Source organism: Neptunicoccus cionae (assembly GCF_002860325.1).
Classification (GTDB): domain Bacteria; phylum Pseudomonadota; class Alphaproteobacteria; order Rhodobacterales; family Rhodobacteraceae; genus Amylibacter; species Amylibacter lutimaris.
Window position 1 is genome coordinate 1 of sequence record NZ_PKOJ01000003.1, and the last position, 17,361, is coordinate 17,361.

The 17,361-nt window shown below is 57.0% G+C and carries 13 protein-coding genes; 3 read left to right on the plus strand and 10 right to left on the minus strand.

Annotated elements, in window-relative coordinates:
- Positions 1-446: 446 nt before the first annotated feature.
- The 3 genes from C0U40_RS08975 to C0U40_RS08985 form a co-directional block, all read right to left on the minus strand.
- On the minus strand, positions 447-2,045 hold the full coding sequence (locus C0U40_RS08975; protein ID WP_101655450.1) for a phospholipase D-like domain-containing protein: 1,599 nt from the start codon (positions 2,043-2,045) through the stop codon (positions 447-449).
- Positions 2,046-2,141: 96 nt separating this feature from the next.
- A complete protein-coding gene (locus C0U40_RS08980; protein WP_145991917.1) occupies positions 2,142-3,281 on the minus strand; it encodes a hypothetical protein in 1,140 nt (379 codons plus the stop codon).
- 107 nt (positions 3,282-3,388) lie between these two features.
- A complete protein-coding gene (locus C0U40_RS08985) occupies positions 3,389-4,645 on the minus strand; it encodes a urate hydroxylase PuuD (protein ID WP_101655452.1) in 1,257 nt (418 codons plus the stop codon).
- Between the two features lie 96 nt (positions 4,646-4,741).
- On the opposite strand from C0U40_RS08985, the gene C0U40_RS08990 reads away from it, so the two are divergent.
- Positions 4,742-5,659 (plus strand): LysR family transcriptional regulator, encoded by a 918-nt coding sequence (locus C0U40_RS08990; RefSeq protein WP_101655453.1) that lies wholly within the window; start codon positions 4,742-4,744, stop codon positions 5,657-5,659.
- A gap of 77 nt (positions 5,660-5,736) precedes the next feature.
- Here the strand turns inward: C0U40_RS08990 and C0U40_RS08995 are convergent, their stop codons facing one another.
- Positions 5,737-6,954, minus strand: coding sequence for a calcium-binding protein (locus C0U40_RS08995; protein ID WP_101655454.1), 1,218 nt, complete (start codon positions 6,952-6,954; stop codon positions 5,737-5,739).
- 384 nt (positions 6,955-7,338) lie between these two features.
- Between C0U40_RS08995 and C0U40_RS09000 the strand changes: the two genes are divergently transcribed.
- Positions 7,339-7,830: an ureidoglycolate lyase gene (locus C0U40_RS09000; protein WP_101655455.1), complete on the plus strand. Its 492-nt coding sequence runs from the start codon at positions 7,339-7,341 to the stop codon at positions 7,828-7,830.
- Between the two features lie 54 nt (positions 7,831-7,884).
- Complete coding sequence (locus C0U40_RS09005) at positions 7,885-9,315, plus strand: uracil-xanthine permease family protein (RefSeq protein ID WP_101655456.1); 1,431 nt, start codon at positions 7,885-7,887, stop codon at positions 9,313-9,315.
- Between the two features lie 149 nt (positions 9,316-9,464).
- On the opposite strand, the gene C0U40_RS09010 is transcribed toward C0U40_RS09005, so the two are convergent.
- From C0U40_RS09010 to bhcA, 6 genes are all read right to left on the minus strand, one after another.
- Positions 9,465-11,741 (minus strand): NADP-dependent malic enzyme, encoded by a 2,277-nt coding sequence (locus C0U40_RS09010; protein ID WP_101655457.1) that lies wholly within the window; start codon positions 11,739-11,741, stop codon positions 9,465-9,467.
- A gap of 17 nt (positions 11,742-11,758) precedes the next feature.
- A complete protein-coding gene (locus C0U40_RS09015) occupies positions 11,759-12,754 on the minus strand; it encodes a type I glyceraldehyde-3-phosphate dehydrogenase (protein WP_101655458.1) in 996 nt (331 codons plus the stop codon).
- A 146-nt stretch (positions 12,755-12,900) separates the two neighbouring features.
- Positions 12,901-13,866, minus strand: coding sequence for an iminosuccinate reductase BhcD (gene bhcD, locus C0U40_RS09020; RefSeq protein WP_101655459.1), 966 nt, complete (start codon positions 13,864-13,866; stop codon positions 12,901-12,903).
- 71 nt (positions 13,867-13,937) lie between these two features.
- Positions 13,938-15,098 carry a 3-hydroxy-D-aspartate aldolase BhcC gene (bhcC, locus tag C0U40_RS09025; RefSeq protein ID WP_101655460.1) on the minus strand — a complete coding sequence of 387 codons (1,161 nt, stop codon included), beginning with the start codon at positions 15,096-15,098 and terminating at the stop codon, positions 13,938-13,940.
- A gap of 14 nt (positions 15,099-15,112) precedes the next feature.
- Positions 15,113-16,072 (minus strand): beta-hydroxyaspartate dehydratase BhcB, encoded by a 960-nt coding sequence (bhcB, locus tag C0U40_RS09030; protein ID WP_101655461.1) that lies wholly within the window; start codon positions 16,070-16,072, stop codon positions 15,113-15,115.
- Positions 16,073-16,089: 17 nt separating this feature from the next.
- Entirely contained in the window at positions 16,090-17,280 is a 1,191-nt protein-coding gene (gene bhcA / locus C0U40_RS09035) for an L-aspartate--glyoxylate aminotransferase BhcA (protein ID WP_101655759.1), read from the minus strand.
- Positions 17,281-17,361 lie beyond the last annotated feature (81 nt).

Below are 17,361 nucleotides of genomic sequence, written 5' to 3' on the forward strand. Positions count from 1 at the left end.
TGAGAAATGACAGAACACAACCCGATCAGCAGGAGCAGAGAGTAGCTTAATTTACGCCAGATCCTGTCCGACAAATGGGGAGCAGCTCAAGTCGGCGGAAAAAAACAAGCACTCAAGCTGTATTGATTATTCCTCCTGTAGATCCCCTTGATGCCTTTTGCTCGCCTTCCACACCCGATAGGCTTTTTAACTTTCAACGTGTCCGCCAGCCCGAACTGCCGATTGAACGCGCAGGTTTGAAGCTCAGGTATCACCACTCTGCGAGTAACAGATGTCGAGAGGACCTTACGGGCGCGGGATTGGCCATTCCAAGGTAAACGTTGGGGGGACTTCAGCTCACATATCCGTTAGCCGGCATAATCTGCGCATCGCATCTCTTTCTTGCCTGTAAGCTCTTAGTCCTTCTTTAAAAGGAGAACGGCTTGGCCAGAACGTTCAACACTGGTTCAGTTGCCCCACTTCCGCCATGCCAGCCAGCCGAGCGCCAGTCCTGTGACGAGAAATGCGATGTGGCGGGGGCGTAGGCCCCTGCCTGCATTGGTTTCCTCGCCCGGATGATATCGCGGATCCAACAGCCGCGTATTGGCGAGGAGCTCTCCCATAACCGTCGCGCTGTCACGTTCTACGTCACGAAGCCCGCGCCCCGATGCACGGTTCAGACGCCCGATGGTCGCGATGAAGCCTTTTTCTTGTGCGAAGGTCTGTTCGAAGGTTTCCGTGGAAACGTCGAGGTGCTCAGAGATCAATCGGACGCGAAAGCTTTCGATTACATCTGCAGGCTCCGCAATGGCCACGTTGCATTCCGTGTCGAACCCCATCGAGCGGTCATTTATGTTGCTCGACCCGATCTTCAGCAGGAAATCGTCCACGACCATTATCTTGGCATGAACATATATCGGCTCCCCTGCTTTGGTCACGGGGTAATAGATCCGGAACCGGTCCTGATGGTCCGCTGCTTCCAAACGCTCTATCATCCTCTGGCGGGTTACGTGCATTGCATCGTCTTCAAGCTGGGATTCTGCCTCCACCGGATTGATTACGACAATCTCGGGGCCGTTCTGCTCTCTCAAACGTTCTTCAAGTGCTGCGCATATGCTCTCCGCAGCGAAGTATTGGGATTCGATGTAAATAATCTGCTGTGCAGCCTTGATCCCGTCGAGATACAGCTGCTCTATTTCGTTAATCAGCGGTTTTCCGTCAAACGGTGGCTCCGTGCGAGAGATTGCCACGTCAATGTCTCTTGCATCCACGTCCAAACCTTCCGGCCAGGGAGTCGGCGGTGTGTCTTCGGGCGGTTGCAGGGTCTCTCCGTTGGCTCTGTGCCAGCGTCTGCGGGAAAGTTTCGCCAGAGCAGCGGCTGCAGGGCCTGACATGGCCGAAGTGGCGTCATGCCAAGGGCCCGAGCGTGTACCATCCTTGCAAATCCGGCGCGGGTCGTCAGGAAGGTGCTCTGACGTGTCCCAACGTTTTTCCGTTGCATCAATCCCGCCGCAAAAGGCCAGCGCATCATCGGCAACGACAATCTTCTGGTGATGGCAGGCGCCGAACGGGTGATGCCCGTCCAATGCGAAATGGATACGGTCACTCCCGAACATGCTGAGCGCGACAGAGGGCGCCAACCGGCCCGGTGCCGCCAGTACGGCGCCGTTCCATTTCAGCATGTAAACATTAAGCTCCGGTGAACGCTCTACGATTGCTTCTATAAAGCTGCCAAGCTGGTTGGGCAGACCATCCGGGGCCAACCCGTTTTCGTCCGCCTCTCCGGGCAGCATTTCCAGTTCAAAATCGAAGTCCCACCCTATAAGCAGAAGCTCTTTTTTCGCGCCAATGAACACCTTGCGCAATACTCGGAAGTAATCCGCAGCATCAACGATCAGCGCAAATTTATGCGCCCGCGCCACCTTCCACGCGGTCTCATCCCGGAACATCGTCTGCTGCTGGTGCACTGAAGGGCCATCGCTGGCGGACAGCTCTGGTTCTGGATCGGCTTGATCTGGCATTTCGGCACTCCGGTTCTGGGTTTCATCATGGACATAATCGCCCATGCGTGAAAGCCCCGCTACGAGGCCCCTACAAAAGAAACGGCTGCGGGCGCTATCGGTTCCGAAGTTCCTACAGAAAGAACGGCGCTTGGCTTTCGATCAGGCGATCAGGCGGGCAGCCTGTTCACATAGAACCACAGCCCTATCCCGTGCGTGCCGTTGATTGGCATTCAAATTTTCCGCCTCTTGCGGGTCCACGTAACCGCGCAGGACAGAATTCACCGCACGCCAGATTTTCGGAGTCCCTTCGGCCCGGGTCACGCAGTCCTTCGCGACCTGCTCGATTTCTTTTATCTTCCCAGACGTAAGATGATCCAGCGGCTGGGTCGATTGAGGTTCCGGTCTGGCTTTCTCCAGTGACCGATCCAATGCATTTTCAAGCCACGGGCTGTCAAAGAATGTATCATCGGTCTGGCGGGCATCCGCGCGGAACCGACGGTCTACCTGTTCCATAAGAGATCGATCCAGAGCGAGTTTTTCGTCCTTGGCGCCGGGAACATGGCCAACGCTATACCCGACAGCACCGCCGATTATTGTTCGCAGAACCTTGGGAACGCCCTCCGTGATCAACGTGTTCTGAAAAACGCGCATACCGGCGATCTGGCGCACACCAAGCGACTGGTTCACATTGTCAGCCTGTTGCAATGTAAACGGCTCCCCTTCCAGCACGATGTGAAGGAAATCCGAAACCACATCCTGATCGCGCAGCCCTTCGCGCACAAAGGGCCGCAGGACAAACCGCTCTCCAAACACGGATCTCCAGCGGGTAAACCGCTTGTGATAGGTCAGGAAACGGTCTGCTCCCATAGTATCAAACAGAGGCGCCATGTCCTGCACGAACAAACCCATTTTAACCCTCTGGGCATAGGTGGACACAAACCGGTCCGCATGAGGCCGTACATAGGCCACGATCCGGCAACTGTCCGCAAATTCAGGCAGATACTGGTCCAGAGCATCCTTGAATTCGCGGGGTTTCGCACGGGTGAGGAATTCGGAGGAAATGACGCCGTAATCCGCCTCTTCAGCATGCGCCCACTCTGCCAGTTCGGGAAATCGCTTGGCCTTTTCGCCCGGACCGGCATTTTTCCGCATTGCCTTGCCCAGCGCAACCTCGTTGCGGTTTCGGGACAGACGCACCGTCCGGTGCTCGCTCTGCCAAAGCGCCTCTGCCAGTGTTTTTTGAATGGAACTCGACCCGTTTTTGGGATCGCCAATGTGAATTACCAGATTTTTTATCAAAGACTGTAGACCTTGCACCCGCTGCGGCATTGCAAAGCCGCTACAAACCTACATCCCAAATCGCGCAGCGCGACGCAAGAGCGGCTTGCGCTCCAATAGTCCTCACGTCACTCCATCAGGCGTGCGAGTGCATTTTCGTTTGCTCCTCGGAACCATTTTACGATCTTCACGCGGTCTTCGTCAGGCATATAGGTTATGTTAGCAGGGGGCATCGCGTGAGAGACGCCGGACTGCAGATAGATCTGGCGGGCGGCACGGGCGACGTCGGATTTTGTTTCCAGATGCACCCCTTTGGGCGCCCAATGCATACCCTCCCATGCCGGTTCGCGGGAATGGCACATGGAACAGCGGCCAAGGACGATTTCGTGGACTTTCTCAAACCCCTCGGCCTGTGCATAGCGCTGTTCGTATTTTGTTAGCGGCTGGTTCTCTACCGTGTCGTAATCTCCGTCCCAGCTTGAGGCCGTGGAGAGCCACGCAATAATCACAAACAGGATCACCGTCGCCGCCCAGGTCCAGGTCGGTCCCCGTCCGGTGGCGTGCATGGTGTTGAAGTAATGACGGATTGTGACACCAGTCAAAAAGATCAGTGAGGCAATAATCCAGCTGTATTCGGTCGCAAAAGCCAGCGGATAGTGGTTGGACAGCATCAGGAACAGAACCGGCAGCGTCAGATAATTGTTGTGGGTACTGCGCAGCTTGGCAATCTTGCCGTATTTCGGATCAGGGGTGCGGCCTTCCTGCAAATCCTTCACCACGATGCGCTGGTTCGGCATGATGATCAAAAACACATTGGCTGTCATGATGGTCGCGGTGAACGCCCCCAGATGCAACAGCGCGGCCCGCCCTGTGAAGATCTGGTTATAGCCCCATGACATCGCCACAAGGATTACGAACAGCAGCAGCATAAGCACGGTCGGGGTTTCGCCCAGCTTGGATTTGCACAGGAAATCGTAACAAATCCAGCCAATTGTAAGCGAACCACCGGAAATCAGAATGGCCTGCCACACTGCCAGATCCGCCTTGGCCGGATCAATCAGGAACAGCTCTGCGCCGACCCAATAGACGATCATCAAAAGTGCGGCACCGGACAACCATGTTGCGTAACTCTCCCATTTGAACCAGATTAGATGGTCGGGCATGTTTTCTGGTGCCACAAGGAACTTGCGGATGTGATAGAACCCGCCCCCGTGCACCTGCCATTCTTCGCCGTGGGCGCCAACCGGCAGGTCAGGCGCCTTGCGCAGCCCCAGATCCAGTGCGACAAAGTAAAAGGAAGACCCGATCCATGCGATAGCCGTGATGACGTGCAGCCAGCGGACCGCAAAAGCAAACCAATCCCACAAGATTGCGATATCATACATTAATCTGTTCTCCTTTGTCCGGGATTCACCCTATCGTCCGCCTGATTTTCGCGCTACGCCTGTCATTCAGCAAACAGTGTCAAAAAAAAACTTACAATGTCTTATTTCGACAATATCAGAACCTTTATACGGGTGTATGAACTGGGCAGCATGTCTGCGGCTGCGCGGGACCAGCGCATATCCCCTGCGGTGGCCTCGGCACGGATTTCCCAGCTTGAGGCCCATCTGGACGTGCGCCTGTTCCAGCGGACCACCCGCAGCCTGACCCCGACCGAACAGGGACAATTGTTTTATGAAGGCGCCTGCGGGGTGCTGGAGGCAGTGGAATCTGCCGAGGCGAGCATCGGGGATGTGACGGACAACCCCCGCGGCACGCTGTATATCGCGGCGCCGCTCGGGGTGGGGCGGCGTTTGATTGCGCCTCATACTCCGGCGTTTACCGCGCAATATCCGCTGGTAGATGTGCGCTTGCGTCTAAGCGACCGGAACATCGACCTGACCGCCGAAGGATTGGATATCTCGTTCTTTCTGGGGCGTCCGGCGGATTCCAACCTGCGTATCCGCAAGATTGCCGACTGCCAGCGGGTGCTTTGCGCCAGTCCCGCCTATATCGAAACCCATGGCCATCCCAAGACGGGCGCCGAGATTGAACGCGGCCAGCATAATTGTCTCAACTTGCGCTACCCGGGCGCCACGGAATTCCAGTGGGAGCTGGAAACCCCAAAAGGCCCGCAAAAGTTCAACGTGCGGGGCCGGATTGAATGTGACGACGGGGATGTGCTGACGGATTGGGCGCTGGCGGGTGCGGGCATCGCCTTGAAACCTGTGTTTGAAATCGCTGAACATCTCCACAGTGGTGCCCTGGTTCCCGTGGTGAAAGAGACCCCGCCCCTGCCCGTTCAGATGGCCTGTCTTTATACCCATCGCCGCCATCAAGACCCCAAAGCGCGGCTGTTCATGGAGTTCATGATCGAACGCATCGAAAGCGCGATCCGCGGAACCGAACAAAGCTGAAAGATTATCCTTTACCCCTTTGCAACCACCGGCAGGCTTTGTGCGAGCCGGTGGTCACATAGTGCTTTTTCTGAAGTTCAGAACAAAAAGTCGTTTGCCCCCAGATCGGCCAGATCCACGCCAACCAGCGTGATGGAGTTACCGCCCTGCGAAATAACAACATCGGTTCCGTTTGCTGCTTGTTCCATGTGGTTATTCGCAAGGTCGTTCCAGTGTTTAATCTGGGTAACGCTGCTTAGATCGATTTTTTCGTTGCTATTGCGCGCACCAAAATCGGTGATCACATCGTCGCCAAACTTGTTCTGGAACACAAATGTGTCCGCCCCCTTGCCACCGGTCATCAGATCGTCTCCGGCCCCGCCTTTCAGTGTGTCCTTGCCATTACCGGCAACCATGACATCAGCGCCTTTACCGCCCGACAAGGCATCCTTTCCGCGACCACCATAAATCTTGTCCGCTTTATTCCCGCCAAGCAATGTATCCGCCCCGTTGGCTCCGTTCAGAAGGTCACTTCCTGCTCCGCCCAGCAGCCTGTCCGAACCTGCATTGCCATAAAGACTATCGCCGGATTCCTTGCCGATTAGCACGTCTGCGCCGGCATCCCCGAACAGAAAATCCTCGCCGCGTCCGCCATCAATAGTATCGTCTCCGGCGCCACCGGAAATATAATCCGGCAGGGCAACTGCGACACGGTCCCCTGTCAGGGTCTCGTTTGATGAACCGCCTTTTAGAAGCGAAACGGTTGCATCCGTAAACGCAACGATCTCTACATTCTTCAGGCTGTCCCTGCCATAAGAACTGTCGATACGGAAACCGGAGCTTGTGGTTGATATAGAAGCAGTCGAGGAATGGACGGACACCACAAAAGTATCCGTACCTGTCCCACCGTCCACAGTATCGTTTCCGGTCCCAAGCTCGATCCGGTCGTCGCCCCCGAATGTGCGATAGGAATCGCCTTGAGCCCAAGCTGAAACAATTGTGTCGGAGCCGGAAAGAAGCCGCTGCTCTATGCTGGAAGGGCTGCCATAAGCAAGGTCGGACACGTTAAGGGAAAAGCCGCTGGCCGTTACAATCTGGCTGCTACCATAGCTCATGCTCAGAGAGTTGAATGTGCCGCCAGACAGCCCGTAGCTGTCATAATAGAATGATCCGGTAGCACTGATGCTAAATCCTCCGGCCGAAGCTGAAATGTAGCTGCCCGAATAGCTGTTGACGCGGGCGTCATTAAAATTCGTGGAGTACAGATCGCTGTAGGACCAATGGTTTGCGGAGGAATAGATCGTTACGTTCGCCATTTACTTTGCCTCCACTTGGTATTGGTCAGGCCTTCAAAGGGGTAAATACAATTTTGAAAACCTGAGGTAGAATGAGCGCCAAGAGACATCAGAAAAATCTTTTAGACTCAAGGGGCCAACCGGGAAAATTGGGGGAGGTTCTGTCTCAAAACCGCGACACAGCCTGCGCAACGCCTTGTCACAAAGGGAAAACAGTGGCGTAGGATTATTCATATTCTGTCAATATCTTAGCCAATACCCCCCAAGATCCTGTAAAATTTTACAGTGCTTTCGTTTTTTCTTGAAAAACGCGGCGGTCTTTGTGCCCTATACCAAGAATACGTTGAAATTCGTTAGACAGTTTCTTCATATCCAATAAAGCCGAACAGACTCGGGAGGCCCATTATGCCCCGCACGATCCAGACAAGCCCCCTGACCCGCGCAGCTTTTACCCCTTTCGGAGAGGTTCTGGATGTTGACGGACCGGCGGACAAGATGATCAACGAGGGGCTGTGCGGACGTTATCATGATCGCGCAAAGCTGGATTTCAACGACGGTCGTGCAGGAATCAGCCTGTTCAACGCGCAAAAACGTAGCCTGCCCCTGACGCTTAACATGATGGAGCGCCACCCCGATGGCAGCCAGGCCTTCCTGCCCATGCACCGGAACCCGTTTCTGGTGGTCGTGGCCGCAGATGACAACGGCGCACCGGCAAAGCCGCTGGCCTTTGTCACCACCCCCGGTCAGGGCATCAATTTTCATCGCAACGTCTGGCACGGCGTGCTGACCCCGCTGCATGATCCGGGGCTTTTCGCCGTGGTGGACCGCATCGGCGACGGTGCCAATCTTCAGGAACACTGGTTTGACCAGCCTTGGCAAATCACTGACAGCAATTAATCGAACCGCCAACAAGAGCGGGCAATAGGGAAACGTCTTATAGGGAGACACTAAATGTCAGACACTTCACTCGGGACTGCGGAACAACTCCGCGATCCCAATTACACGCCGCCACTGCTTAAAGCGGTTCCGCTTGGCATCCAGCATGTACTGGCGATGTTCGTTTCGAACGTAACGCCTGCAATCATTATTGCAGGGGCCGCCGGTTTCGGTTTCGGGTCCGATGCGGGCGCGCAAGGCTTTCCGGATATGACCTATCTGATCCAGATGTCCATGCTGTTTGCCGGCATCGCAACCCTGTTCCAGACCATCGGAATGGGGCCGGTCGGGGCGCGCTTGCCCATCGTGCAGGGCACCAGCTTTGCCTTTATCCCGATCATGATTCCGCTGGTGGCCGGTAAAGGCGTAGAAGCCATGCCCGCCCTGTTCGGCGGTGTGCTGGTCGGCGGCTTGTTTCATGCGATTATCGGCACATTCATTGGCAAGATCCGTTTTGCCCTGCCCCCGCTTGTTACCGGCTTGATCGTCACCATGATCGGCCTTGCACTGGTCAAGGTCGGCATCCAATACGCGGCTGGCGGTGTGCCTGCGATCGACAAACCGGAATACGGCAGCCTGCTGAACTGGTCGGTTGCCGGTGTTGTGATCCTTGTGACACTGGGGTTGAAGTTTTTCGCCCGTGGCATGATGGCCGTGTCCGCCGTGGTGATTGGCATCATCGTTGGCTACTTTTACTCCATGCTCTTCGGACTGGTAACGTTTGAAGGTATCGCCACAAGCTGGTCCCGCGCCGCACCTGTGGCAATGCCGGTGCCGTTCAAATACGGGCTGGAATTCGGCTTTGCCGCGATCATCGGCTTCTGCCTGATGGCCTTTGTTTCAGCGGTCGAAACCGTGGGTGACGTGTCCGGTATCACCCGTGGGGGCGCAGGCCGCGAAGCAACAGACGCCGAGATCACCGGCGCAACCTATGCAGACGGGATCGGCTCTGCGGTTGCAGGTATTTTTGGCGGCTTTCCAAACACATCATTCAGCCAGAATGTGGGCCTGATCGCCATGACCGGCGTGATGAGCCGCCATGTGGTGACGATCGGTGCGGTCTTCCTGATCATCTGCGGCCTTGTGCCCAAAGTCGGCGCGCTGATCCGCACCATCCCGATCGAGGTGCTTGGCGGTGGTGTGATCGTCATGTTCGGCATGGTGGTTGCAGCCGGTATTTCGATGCTGTCGGATGTGAACTGGAACCGCCGCAACATGGTGATTTTTGCAATTGCCTTGTCGGTGGGACTTGGCCTGCAACTGGACCCCAAAGCAGTGCAGTACCTGCCAGACACCCTGCGCATCCTGATGACATCGGGCCTGCTGCCCGCAGCCGTGATTGCGATTGTCCTCAACCTTGTGCTGCCCGAGGAACTTTCCAGCGAATCCACCGAGGAAGTGTCCGGCGGCATGTCAGGCCGTGGCACCGGCAAGCTGAGCGGGTAAACCCGAAGCTCCAACACACAAAAGGGCGCCCGCTTACGGCGCCCTTTTTCAATTCTGCCCCCCTTATCCATTTTCTTCAAATATCCCCGCCGGAGGCAAAATTCCTGCGCTCCGCGCGGGGATATTTTCAGAAAATGGAACGACCGCGGTCAGCCGTAGCTGGAAACCGGCGTTCCGGCCAAAGCCGCGATGTTAAGAAGGCCACGCACGGTCACGCCGGATGTCACGATATGGGCGCGGTTGCCCATGCCCATCAGGATCGGGCCGACTTCCAACCCGTCAGCCACGGATTTCAGCAGGTTGCGGGCCGCGCCCGATGCGTCCGAGTTGGTATAGACCAGAACATTGGCCTTCCCTGTCAAACGATTGTTGGGCATCAAATGTTCGCGCAGGTCAGGATCTAGGGCCGCATCCGTATGCATCTCGCCTTCGTATTCGAAGTCGGTTTCAACGGAATCTAGGATTGCCAGCGCATCGCGGGACAGCCGGCCCGAAGTGCTGTCCAGATTGCCGAATTGCGAGCTGGAACAGAGCGCCACTTTCGGTGTCACCCCGAAGCGGCGCACATGGCGGGCGGCAGCGATCATAGTTCCTGCCAGTTGCTGTGCTGTGGGTTCGATATGCACATGGGTGTCAGCCACAAACAGCGGCCCTTTTTCCAGAATAACCAGCGACAGTGCCCCCGCAGGATGCAGGTCCGGTGTCTCGAGAATCTGGCGAATGTAGTTCAAGTGCCAGTGATACTGCCCGAAGACACCGCAGATCATGCTGTCCGCCTCTCCCCGATGTACCATTGTCGCGGCGATTGCGGTGCTGTTGGTGCGCATGATGGCTTTGGCCAGATCCGGCGTCGCGCCCCTGCGTGCCATCAGCTTGTGATAGCTGCCCCAGTAATCGCGATAGCGGCTGTCGTTTTCGGGGTTTACCACCTCAAAATCCCGTCCCGGGACAATCGACAACCCTTCCCGTTCAATCCGCCGTTCCACCACGTCGGGGCGGCCGACAATCACGGCATTGACGTGCATTTCTTCGGACATGGCCTGCACTGCCCGCAGCACGCGGGGTTCTTCGCCTTCGGCAAAGACGATGCGGCGTTTTTCAAGGCGGGCAGCTTCGAACACGGGTCGCATGATCATGGAAGAACGGTAAACCTGCGACTGTAACCTTGCGCGGTAGTCCTTAAGATCCACCTGCCGCGTGGCCACACCGCTTTCCATTGCCGCCTTTGCTACGGCCACGGCGATGGTCGGCAACAGGCGCGGGTCAAAGGGTTTGGGGATCAGATACTCCGGCCCGAAAGACAGGCGCTCCCCCTGATAGGCCGCGCCAAGCTCTGCACTTGCGGTTTCCCGTGCCAGACCTGCAATCGCTTCTACGCAGGCCACTTTCATCGCATCGTTAATCTGGGTTGCCCCTACATCAAGCGCGCCGCGAAAGATGAAGGGGAAGCACAGCACGTTATTTACCTGATTGGGATAATCCGAGCGCCCTGTCGCAATCAGTGCATCGGGCGAGGCTTCGCGGGCAACCTCGGGCATGATTTCCGGTGTCGGATTGGCCAGCGCAAAGATGATCGGATGATCCGCCATCTTTTTCACCATATCCGGAGTCAGCAACCCCGGCCCCGAAACGCCAAGGAACAGGTCGGCCCCTTCCATCGCATCCATCGTGGTGCGCATTTCGGTATCCCGCGCGAATTCCAGCTTCTCTTCCGTCAGGTTGTTGCGCGACGTGTGCACCACCCCCTTGCTGTCGAGCATGGTGATGTTCTCTTTCTTTGCCCCCATCACCATCATCATCTTCAGGCAGGCAATCCCCGCTGCGCCTGCGCCCAGAGCGACGATTTTGATATCCTCGAATTTTTTACCCGCCACCCGCAATGCGTTAGTGGCAGCAGCAGCGGCAACGATGGCGGTGCCGTGCTGATCATCGTGGAACACCGGAATGCCCATACGTTCGCGGCAGATCCGTTCCACCACAAAACAATCGGGCGCTTTAATGTCTTCAAGGTTGATCGCGCCGAAGGTCGGTTCCAGCTTGCACACCAGATCGGCCAGCTTTTCGGGGTCGGTCTCGTTAACCTCGATGTCAAAGCAATCCACACCGGCGAACTTTTTGAACAGGACGGCCTTGCCTTCCATCACCGGCTTGGAGGCTTGCGCCCCGATGTCGCCCAGTCCCAAAACCGCAGTCCCGTTAGAGATCACCGCGACCAGATTGCCCTTGGCGGTATAACGCACGGCATCTGCTGGATTCTTTTCAATCTCAAGACAGGCATCGGCCACACCCGGAGAATAGGCACGGCTGAGATCACGGCCTGTGGCCATCGGCTTGGTCGCACGGATTTCCAGTTTTCCGGGTTTGGGAAATTCGTGATAATCCAGCGCCGCCTGCCGTTCTACGGCCTTTTTGGTCTCGTCAACCATGTCTTGTCTCCTCTGGGTTATTGTTGCGCCGCGCCCATCCTCTGGGCCACGTCGATCATTCTGTTGGAAAAGCCCCATTCATTGTCATACCAGCCGAAAATGCGGGTAAACTCGGGGCCTGTGATCAGTTCCGGTCCTGCCAGCACAAGGGACTCCGGCCGGCTGCGCAGATCGGTGGAGACCAGCGGCTTATCCGTCCAGCCAAGCACCGGAGAGGCATCGACTGCCGCTTTCAGCGCGTCTTTGAAATCCGCACCCTGCCGTTTCAGCTTCACGACCAGATCCACAGCAGAGACGCTGGCCACCGGAACGCGCACCGCGCTGCCTGTGATGCGTCCGGCCAGATCGGGGACGACGCGATCAATCAGTTTTGTCGCGCTAGAGGTTGTGGGCACCATAGACAGCGCCGCCGCACGGCTGCGGGCGAGATCCTTGCCTGCGGTGTCAATGGTGGGTTGGCTGCTGGTGTAGCAGTGGATCGTGTTCATGTGGCCGCCCGACACGCCAAAACGGTCCTCAAGCAGACGCAGTAGAGGCCCGAGCGCATTGGTGGTGCATGACGCATTAGAGACAATTTTCTGTCCGGTGTAAGCTGCATCATTTGCCCCGAGCACCAAGGTCACATCTGCGGCGTCAGAGGGGCCGGAAATCAGCACAGCGCCCGCGCCGGCCTGAAGCCCCGCTTCGGCCACGGCGCGGCTGGTGGCACGGCCCGAACATTCAAGCAGGATATCCACACCTGTCAGATCGGGCAGCGGTGCAGCAGGATCAATCTGGTGAAACGGAATGGCAGCACCATTCACAACCAGCGCCCCGCTGCGGGTTTCCACCTGCCCGCGGAACGGACCAAAAACACTGTCGTATTCAAACAAATAGGCACAGGTTTCCAGCGGAGCGAGATCGTTTATCAGCACCACCTCTAGCGGGCTGTCCTGACGGCTGGTAGACAGGGCACGCAGGATCGAACGCCCGATCCTCCCGAACCCATGAATTGCAACACGGACCTTTTTCATCTTCACTTTTCTTATGACTGGGCACGCGGAAAAAACGCGGCTTTTCTTGGGCTTACAACTTTGATCGGGGCCAGACCGAAACCGGTTGCCGTTAGGGCAACTTCAGACCTGCCCGCCCAGCCTATCAAGCTTGCCAAGGGCCTGCATTAAAAATCCACGTCTTGTGCGATACCTTGCGCGACCGCCAGATCTACGACCGCCGACGCCACGGCGAGGTCCTGCAAGCCAACGCCCGTGCCATCAAAAATCGTGATCTCTTTGTCAGAACTGCGCCCCTCTTCTGCGCCGTTGATGACCGCTCCCAATTCGATGATCTGCTTTTGCTGGATCAGACCCGCAGCCACCGGATGCTGGAACTCGCCTATGGTTATGGACTGGGCGATTTCATCGGTGAACAGACGGGCATTTACTGCCAGTTCAGCAGCGATTTCCTGTTTGCCTTTGGTATCTGTGCCCATACAGGCCAGATGGGTGCCCGCACGGATTTGCCCGTCCTGTAGGATCGCGTCGAAGCTGGATGTAATTGTTACGATCACATCGCTTTGCGCGCCAAGTTCCTCAAGGCTCACCGCCTTAAAACCAAGTCCCAGTTCTTCGGCAACCTTGCGCAAACTGTCGAGCTTTTCGGGGGAGCGGTTCCAGGCAACCACCCGTTTAAACTCCCGCTGCTCTGCCACTGCGCGCAGCTGAAAGGCCGCCTGATGCCCTGCACCCACAATCCCCAGAACGTCGCAATCCTGCCGCGCAAGACAGTCCACCGACACCGCCGCCGCCGCTGCCGTACGCAGGGCTGTCAGCAAATTGCCCCCCACCACAGCGCGGCACTGGCCCGTGTCCGCATCAAACAGGAATATGGTGGACTGGTGGTTGGTGAGACCCTTTTCAGCATTCCCCGGCCAGTAGCCGCCAGATTTCAGCCCCAGATTAAGTGCCGCCTTATCAAAACCGGATTTGAACCCGTAAAGCGCATCTGCATGGCCGATCGCCTCGCGGATCACCGGAAAGTTAGAGGCAGTGCGGGCAGACATGGAAGCAAACACGCCTTTAACAGCATCAAACGCCGCATCGCGGGTCATCAGGGCGGCAATTTCTTTTTCAGGAACGATCAACATCGGGAATACCTTTGAATTGGAACACATCGGGGCCAGCGAACCGGCCCCGTAGTTTGGTATGCTCAGGCGGCTTAGTAGGCTTTACCGCGGGCTGAAACCGGCCAGACGGTTTCCACCTTGTCGCCGCGCACGCCCACGTACCAGTCATGCACGTTACAGGTCGGGTCGCAGTGGCCGGGCACAAGACGCAGCTTGTCATTAACCTTCAATGCGCCGTTCGGGTCCGCAACAACACCGTGTTCATCGGAACATTTCAGGTATTCCACATCATCGCGGCCAAAAACAAAGGGCAGACCGGAATCCACTGACTGCGCCTTTAGTCCCGCATCCACAATGGCCTGATCCGCCTTTGCGTGGCTCATCACCGTGGTCAGGATAAACAGCGCATTTTCCCATTCGCCCTGATCAATCCGCTTGCCGTCCTTATCCAGAATCCGGCCATAATCCGCATCCATAAAGGCGTAAGACCCACATTGAAGTTCGTTATAAACACCCGATCCGCTCTCAAAATAATAGGACCCCGTGCCGCCGCCACCAACGATGTCACATTCCAGCCCGTTGCTTTTCAGCCCCTGCACCGCATCGGCCACCTGCGCAATGGCCACATCCAGCTTTTCCTTGCGATCCGCATAAAGGTCCATGTGCTGCATCGCACCCTGATAGGCCTGAATACCGGCGAATTTCAGCCCTTCGGCGCTGTCGATCAGCTTGGCGATATTCACCACATCCTGTGTTGTGCCGACCCCGCACCGCCCCGCGCCGCAGTCGATCTCTACCAGCGCTTCGATCTGTGTACCGTGTTTCACCGCCGCTTCGGACAGCGCCTTGACGTTGTCGGGGTCATCAACGCAAACCAGCACGCGACAGCCGAGCTTTGGCATCCTTGCCAGCCGGTCGATCTTGGCCGGGTCTGTCACCTGATTGGAAACCATCACATCCTTGATGCCGCCACGGGCGAACACCTCAGCCTCCGAGACTTTCTGACAGCACACCCCAACCGCTGCGCCAAGGTCCTGTTGCAGCTTCAGCACGTCCACGGATTTGTGCATTTTGCCGTGGGCGCGGTGCCGCATGCCGTGCGCCTTTGCGTAATCGCCCATCTTCTTGATGTTGCGTTCCAGCGCATCCAGATCGAGCACCAGACAAGGCGTCTGAATATCGGCCGCATCCATACCGGGAACTGCGGGCACGTCAAAGCCGACTTCCAGTTGGTCAAAGTTTGTATCTTTCATCGGTTCACTTCCTTTTACAGCCACGGCAGCTTAGCCAGATCGACGTTACCGCCGGTAATGATGACACCTACGCGTTTGCCTGCGAAGATGTCCTTGTTCTTTAGGATGGCGGCCAGCGGCACGGCGCTGCTGGGTTCCATCACGACTTTCATACGCTGCCAGATCAACTTCATCGCTTCGACGATCTCGGGGTCGCTGGCGGTCAGGATGTCAGAGACATGGTTTTTCACAAAATGCCACGTCAGTTCCTTCAGCGGCACTTTCAGCCCGTCTGCCACCGTTTCCGGCGCATCATCTGCGATGATATGGCCTGCCTTGAAACTGCGATAGGCGTCATCCGCCTGCTCCGGTTCTGCGGCGATGACCTGCACGTCAGGGGCCAGACGGGACAGGGTCAGGCAGGTGCCCGAAATCATCCCGCCGCCACCAATCGGGGCCACCACCATATCAAGACCACCGCCGAAATCCTCCATCTGCTCCAGCAACTCCAGCGAACAGGTGCCCTGCCCTGCAATCACGCGCGGATCATTGTAAGGATGGACAAAATTCCCGCCGGTTTCCTCCTGAACCTGCGCGAAAACCGCCTCGCGGGACGATGTCGAAGGTTCGCATTCGGCTATCGTCCCGCCATAGCCCCGCACCGCGTCCTTCTTGGCCTGCGGTGCCGTGCGCGGCATCACCACGTTGCAGGGTATCCCACGCCGCCCCGCCGCATAGGACAGGGAGAGCGCGTGGTTGCCCGAACTATGGGTGCAGACACCGTTCTTTGCCTCGGCATCGGACAGACCGAACACCGCATTTGACGCTCCGCGCACCTTGAATGCCCCTGCCTTCTGGAAGTTTTCGCATTTGAAGAAGATCTCGCACCCTGCAAGAGCGTTCACAAAGGAAGAGGTCAGTACCGGCGTGCGGTGGACGTAGGGTTTCATCCGCTCATGGGCGGCCAGCACATCGTTAAAATCGGGTATATTCATTCGTCGCACTTCCTTGTTCACGCTGCCGCCTGACGGGTGGCCTGCCCCCCGTGGCGGTAATATTCCTGTGCCGCCGCCACACCGGAGCCAAGCTTGATGTCCAGCCCTAGATCGACCATCACCATTTCGGCAACGCCCAGACCCGACAACATCATCGCATCGGTCAGCATACCCAGATGGCCGATGCGGAACACCTTGCCCGCAACCTCGCCCAGTCCGACACCAAAGGCCATGCCATAGTCCTGCGCGGCGAGATTCACGATTTCTGTCGCATTGAACCCTTCCGGCGTGCGAATGGCGGAAACACTGTCGGAATAAACCTCGGGCGACGCGGCGCAAAGGTCGAGCCCCCAAGCCGCGACAGCTTTGCGCACCCCTGTCGCAATACGTGTGTGACGTGCAAAAACCTTGTCCAGCCCCTCGGACTCAAGCATTTCAAGGGACAGCTTCAACCCGTTCATCAGACCCACTGGCGGCGTGTAGGGAAAGGCGTAGTTGTCATAGCCCTTCTGCATATCCCCCAAATCAAAAAAGGTGCGTGGCAGGGTGGCGGTTTTCGTGGCCGCAAAAGCCTTTTCACTAACGCCGACAATGGCCAGACCAGCGGGCAGCATAAAGCCTTTTTGCGATCCGGTCACTGCAACATCCACACCCCAATCGTCCATACGGAAATCCATCGAACCGATGGCACTAACCCCGTCCACGAAGAGCATCGCCGGATGCCCCGCCGCATCCAAAGCCCGCCGCACCGCAGCGATGTCGGATTTCACCCCGGTCGCGGTCTCATTATGGGTCGCCAGAACAACCTTGATACTGTGGGACGTATCTGCACGCAGGATTTCTTCGTATCTGTCCGCAGGCAGCCCCTCCCCCCAAGGGGTTTCTACTACCTGCACGTCCAGCCCGTGACGCTGGCACATATCAATCCAGCGATGGGAGAACATGCCGTTGCGGGCTGCCAGAACCTTGTCCCCCGCGCACAGACAATTGCTCAGGGCGGTTTCCCAGCCCCCTGTCCCCGTGGACGGGAAGATAAAGACACGCGCAGTGTCGGATTTCAGAACCCGCCGCACGCCTTCCAGACAGGGATGCAGAATGTCACCGAACAGGGGGGAGCGGTGGTCGATTGTGGGCATATAGCATGCCTGACGGATCGCCTCGGGCATGTTGGTCGGGCCGGGAATAAAGACGGGATTCTGAAAACTCATAATGTCCTCCATCAGACTGTTTCACAAAGGCTATTCCTTCCCCCAATTTTTGACAATTTTTTTGAAAACGTTTTTCATAAA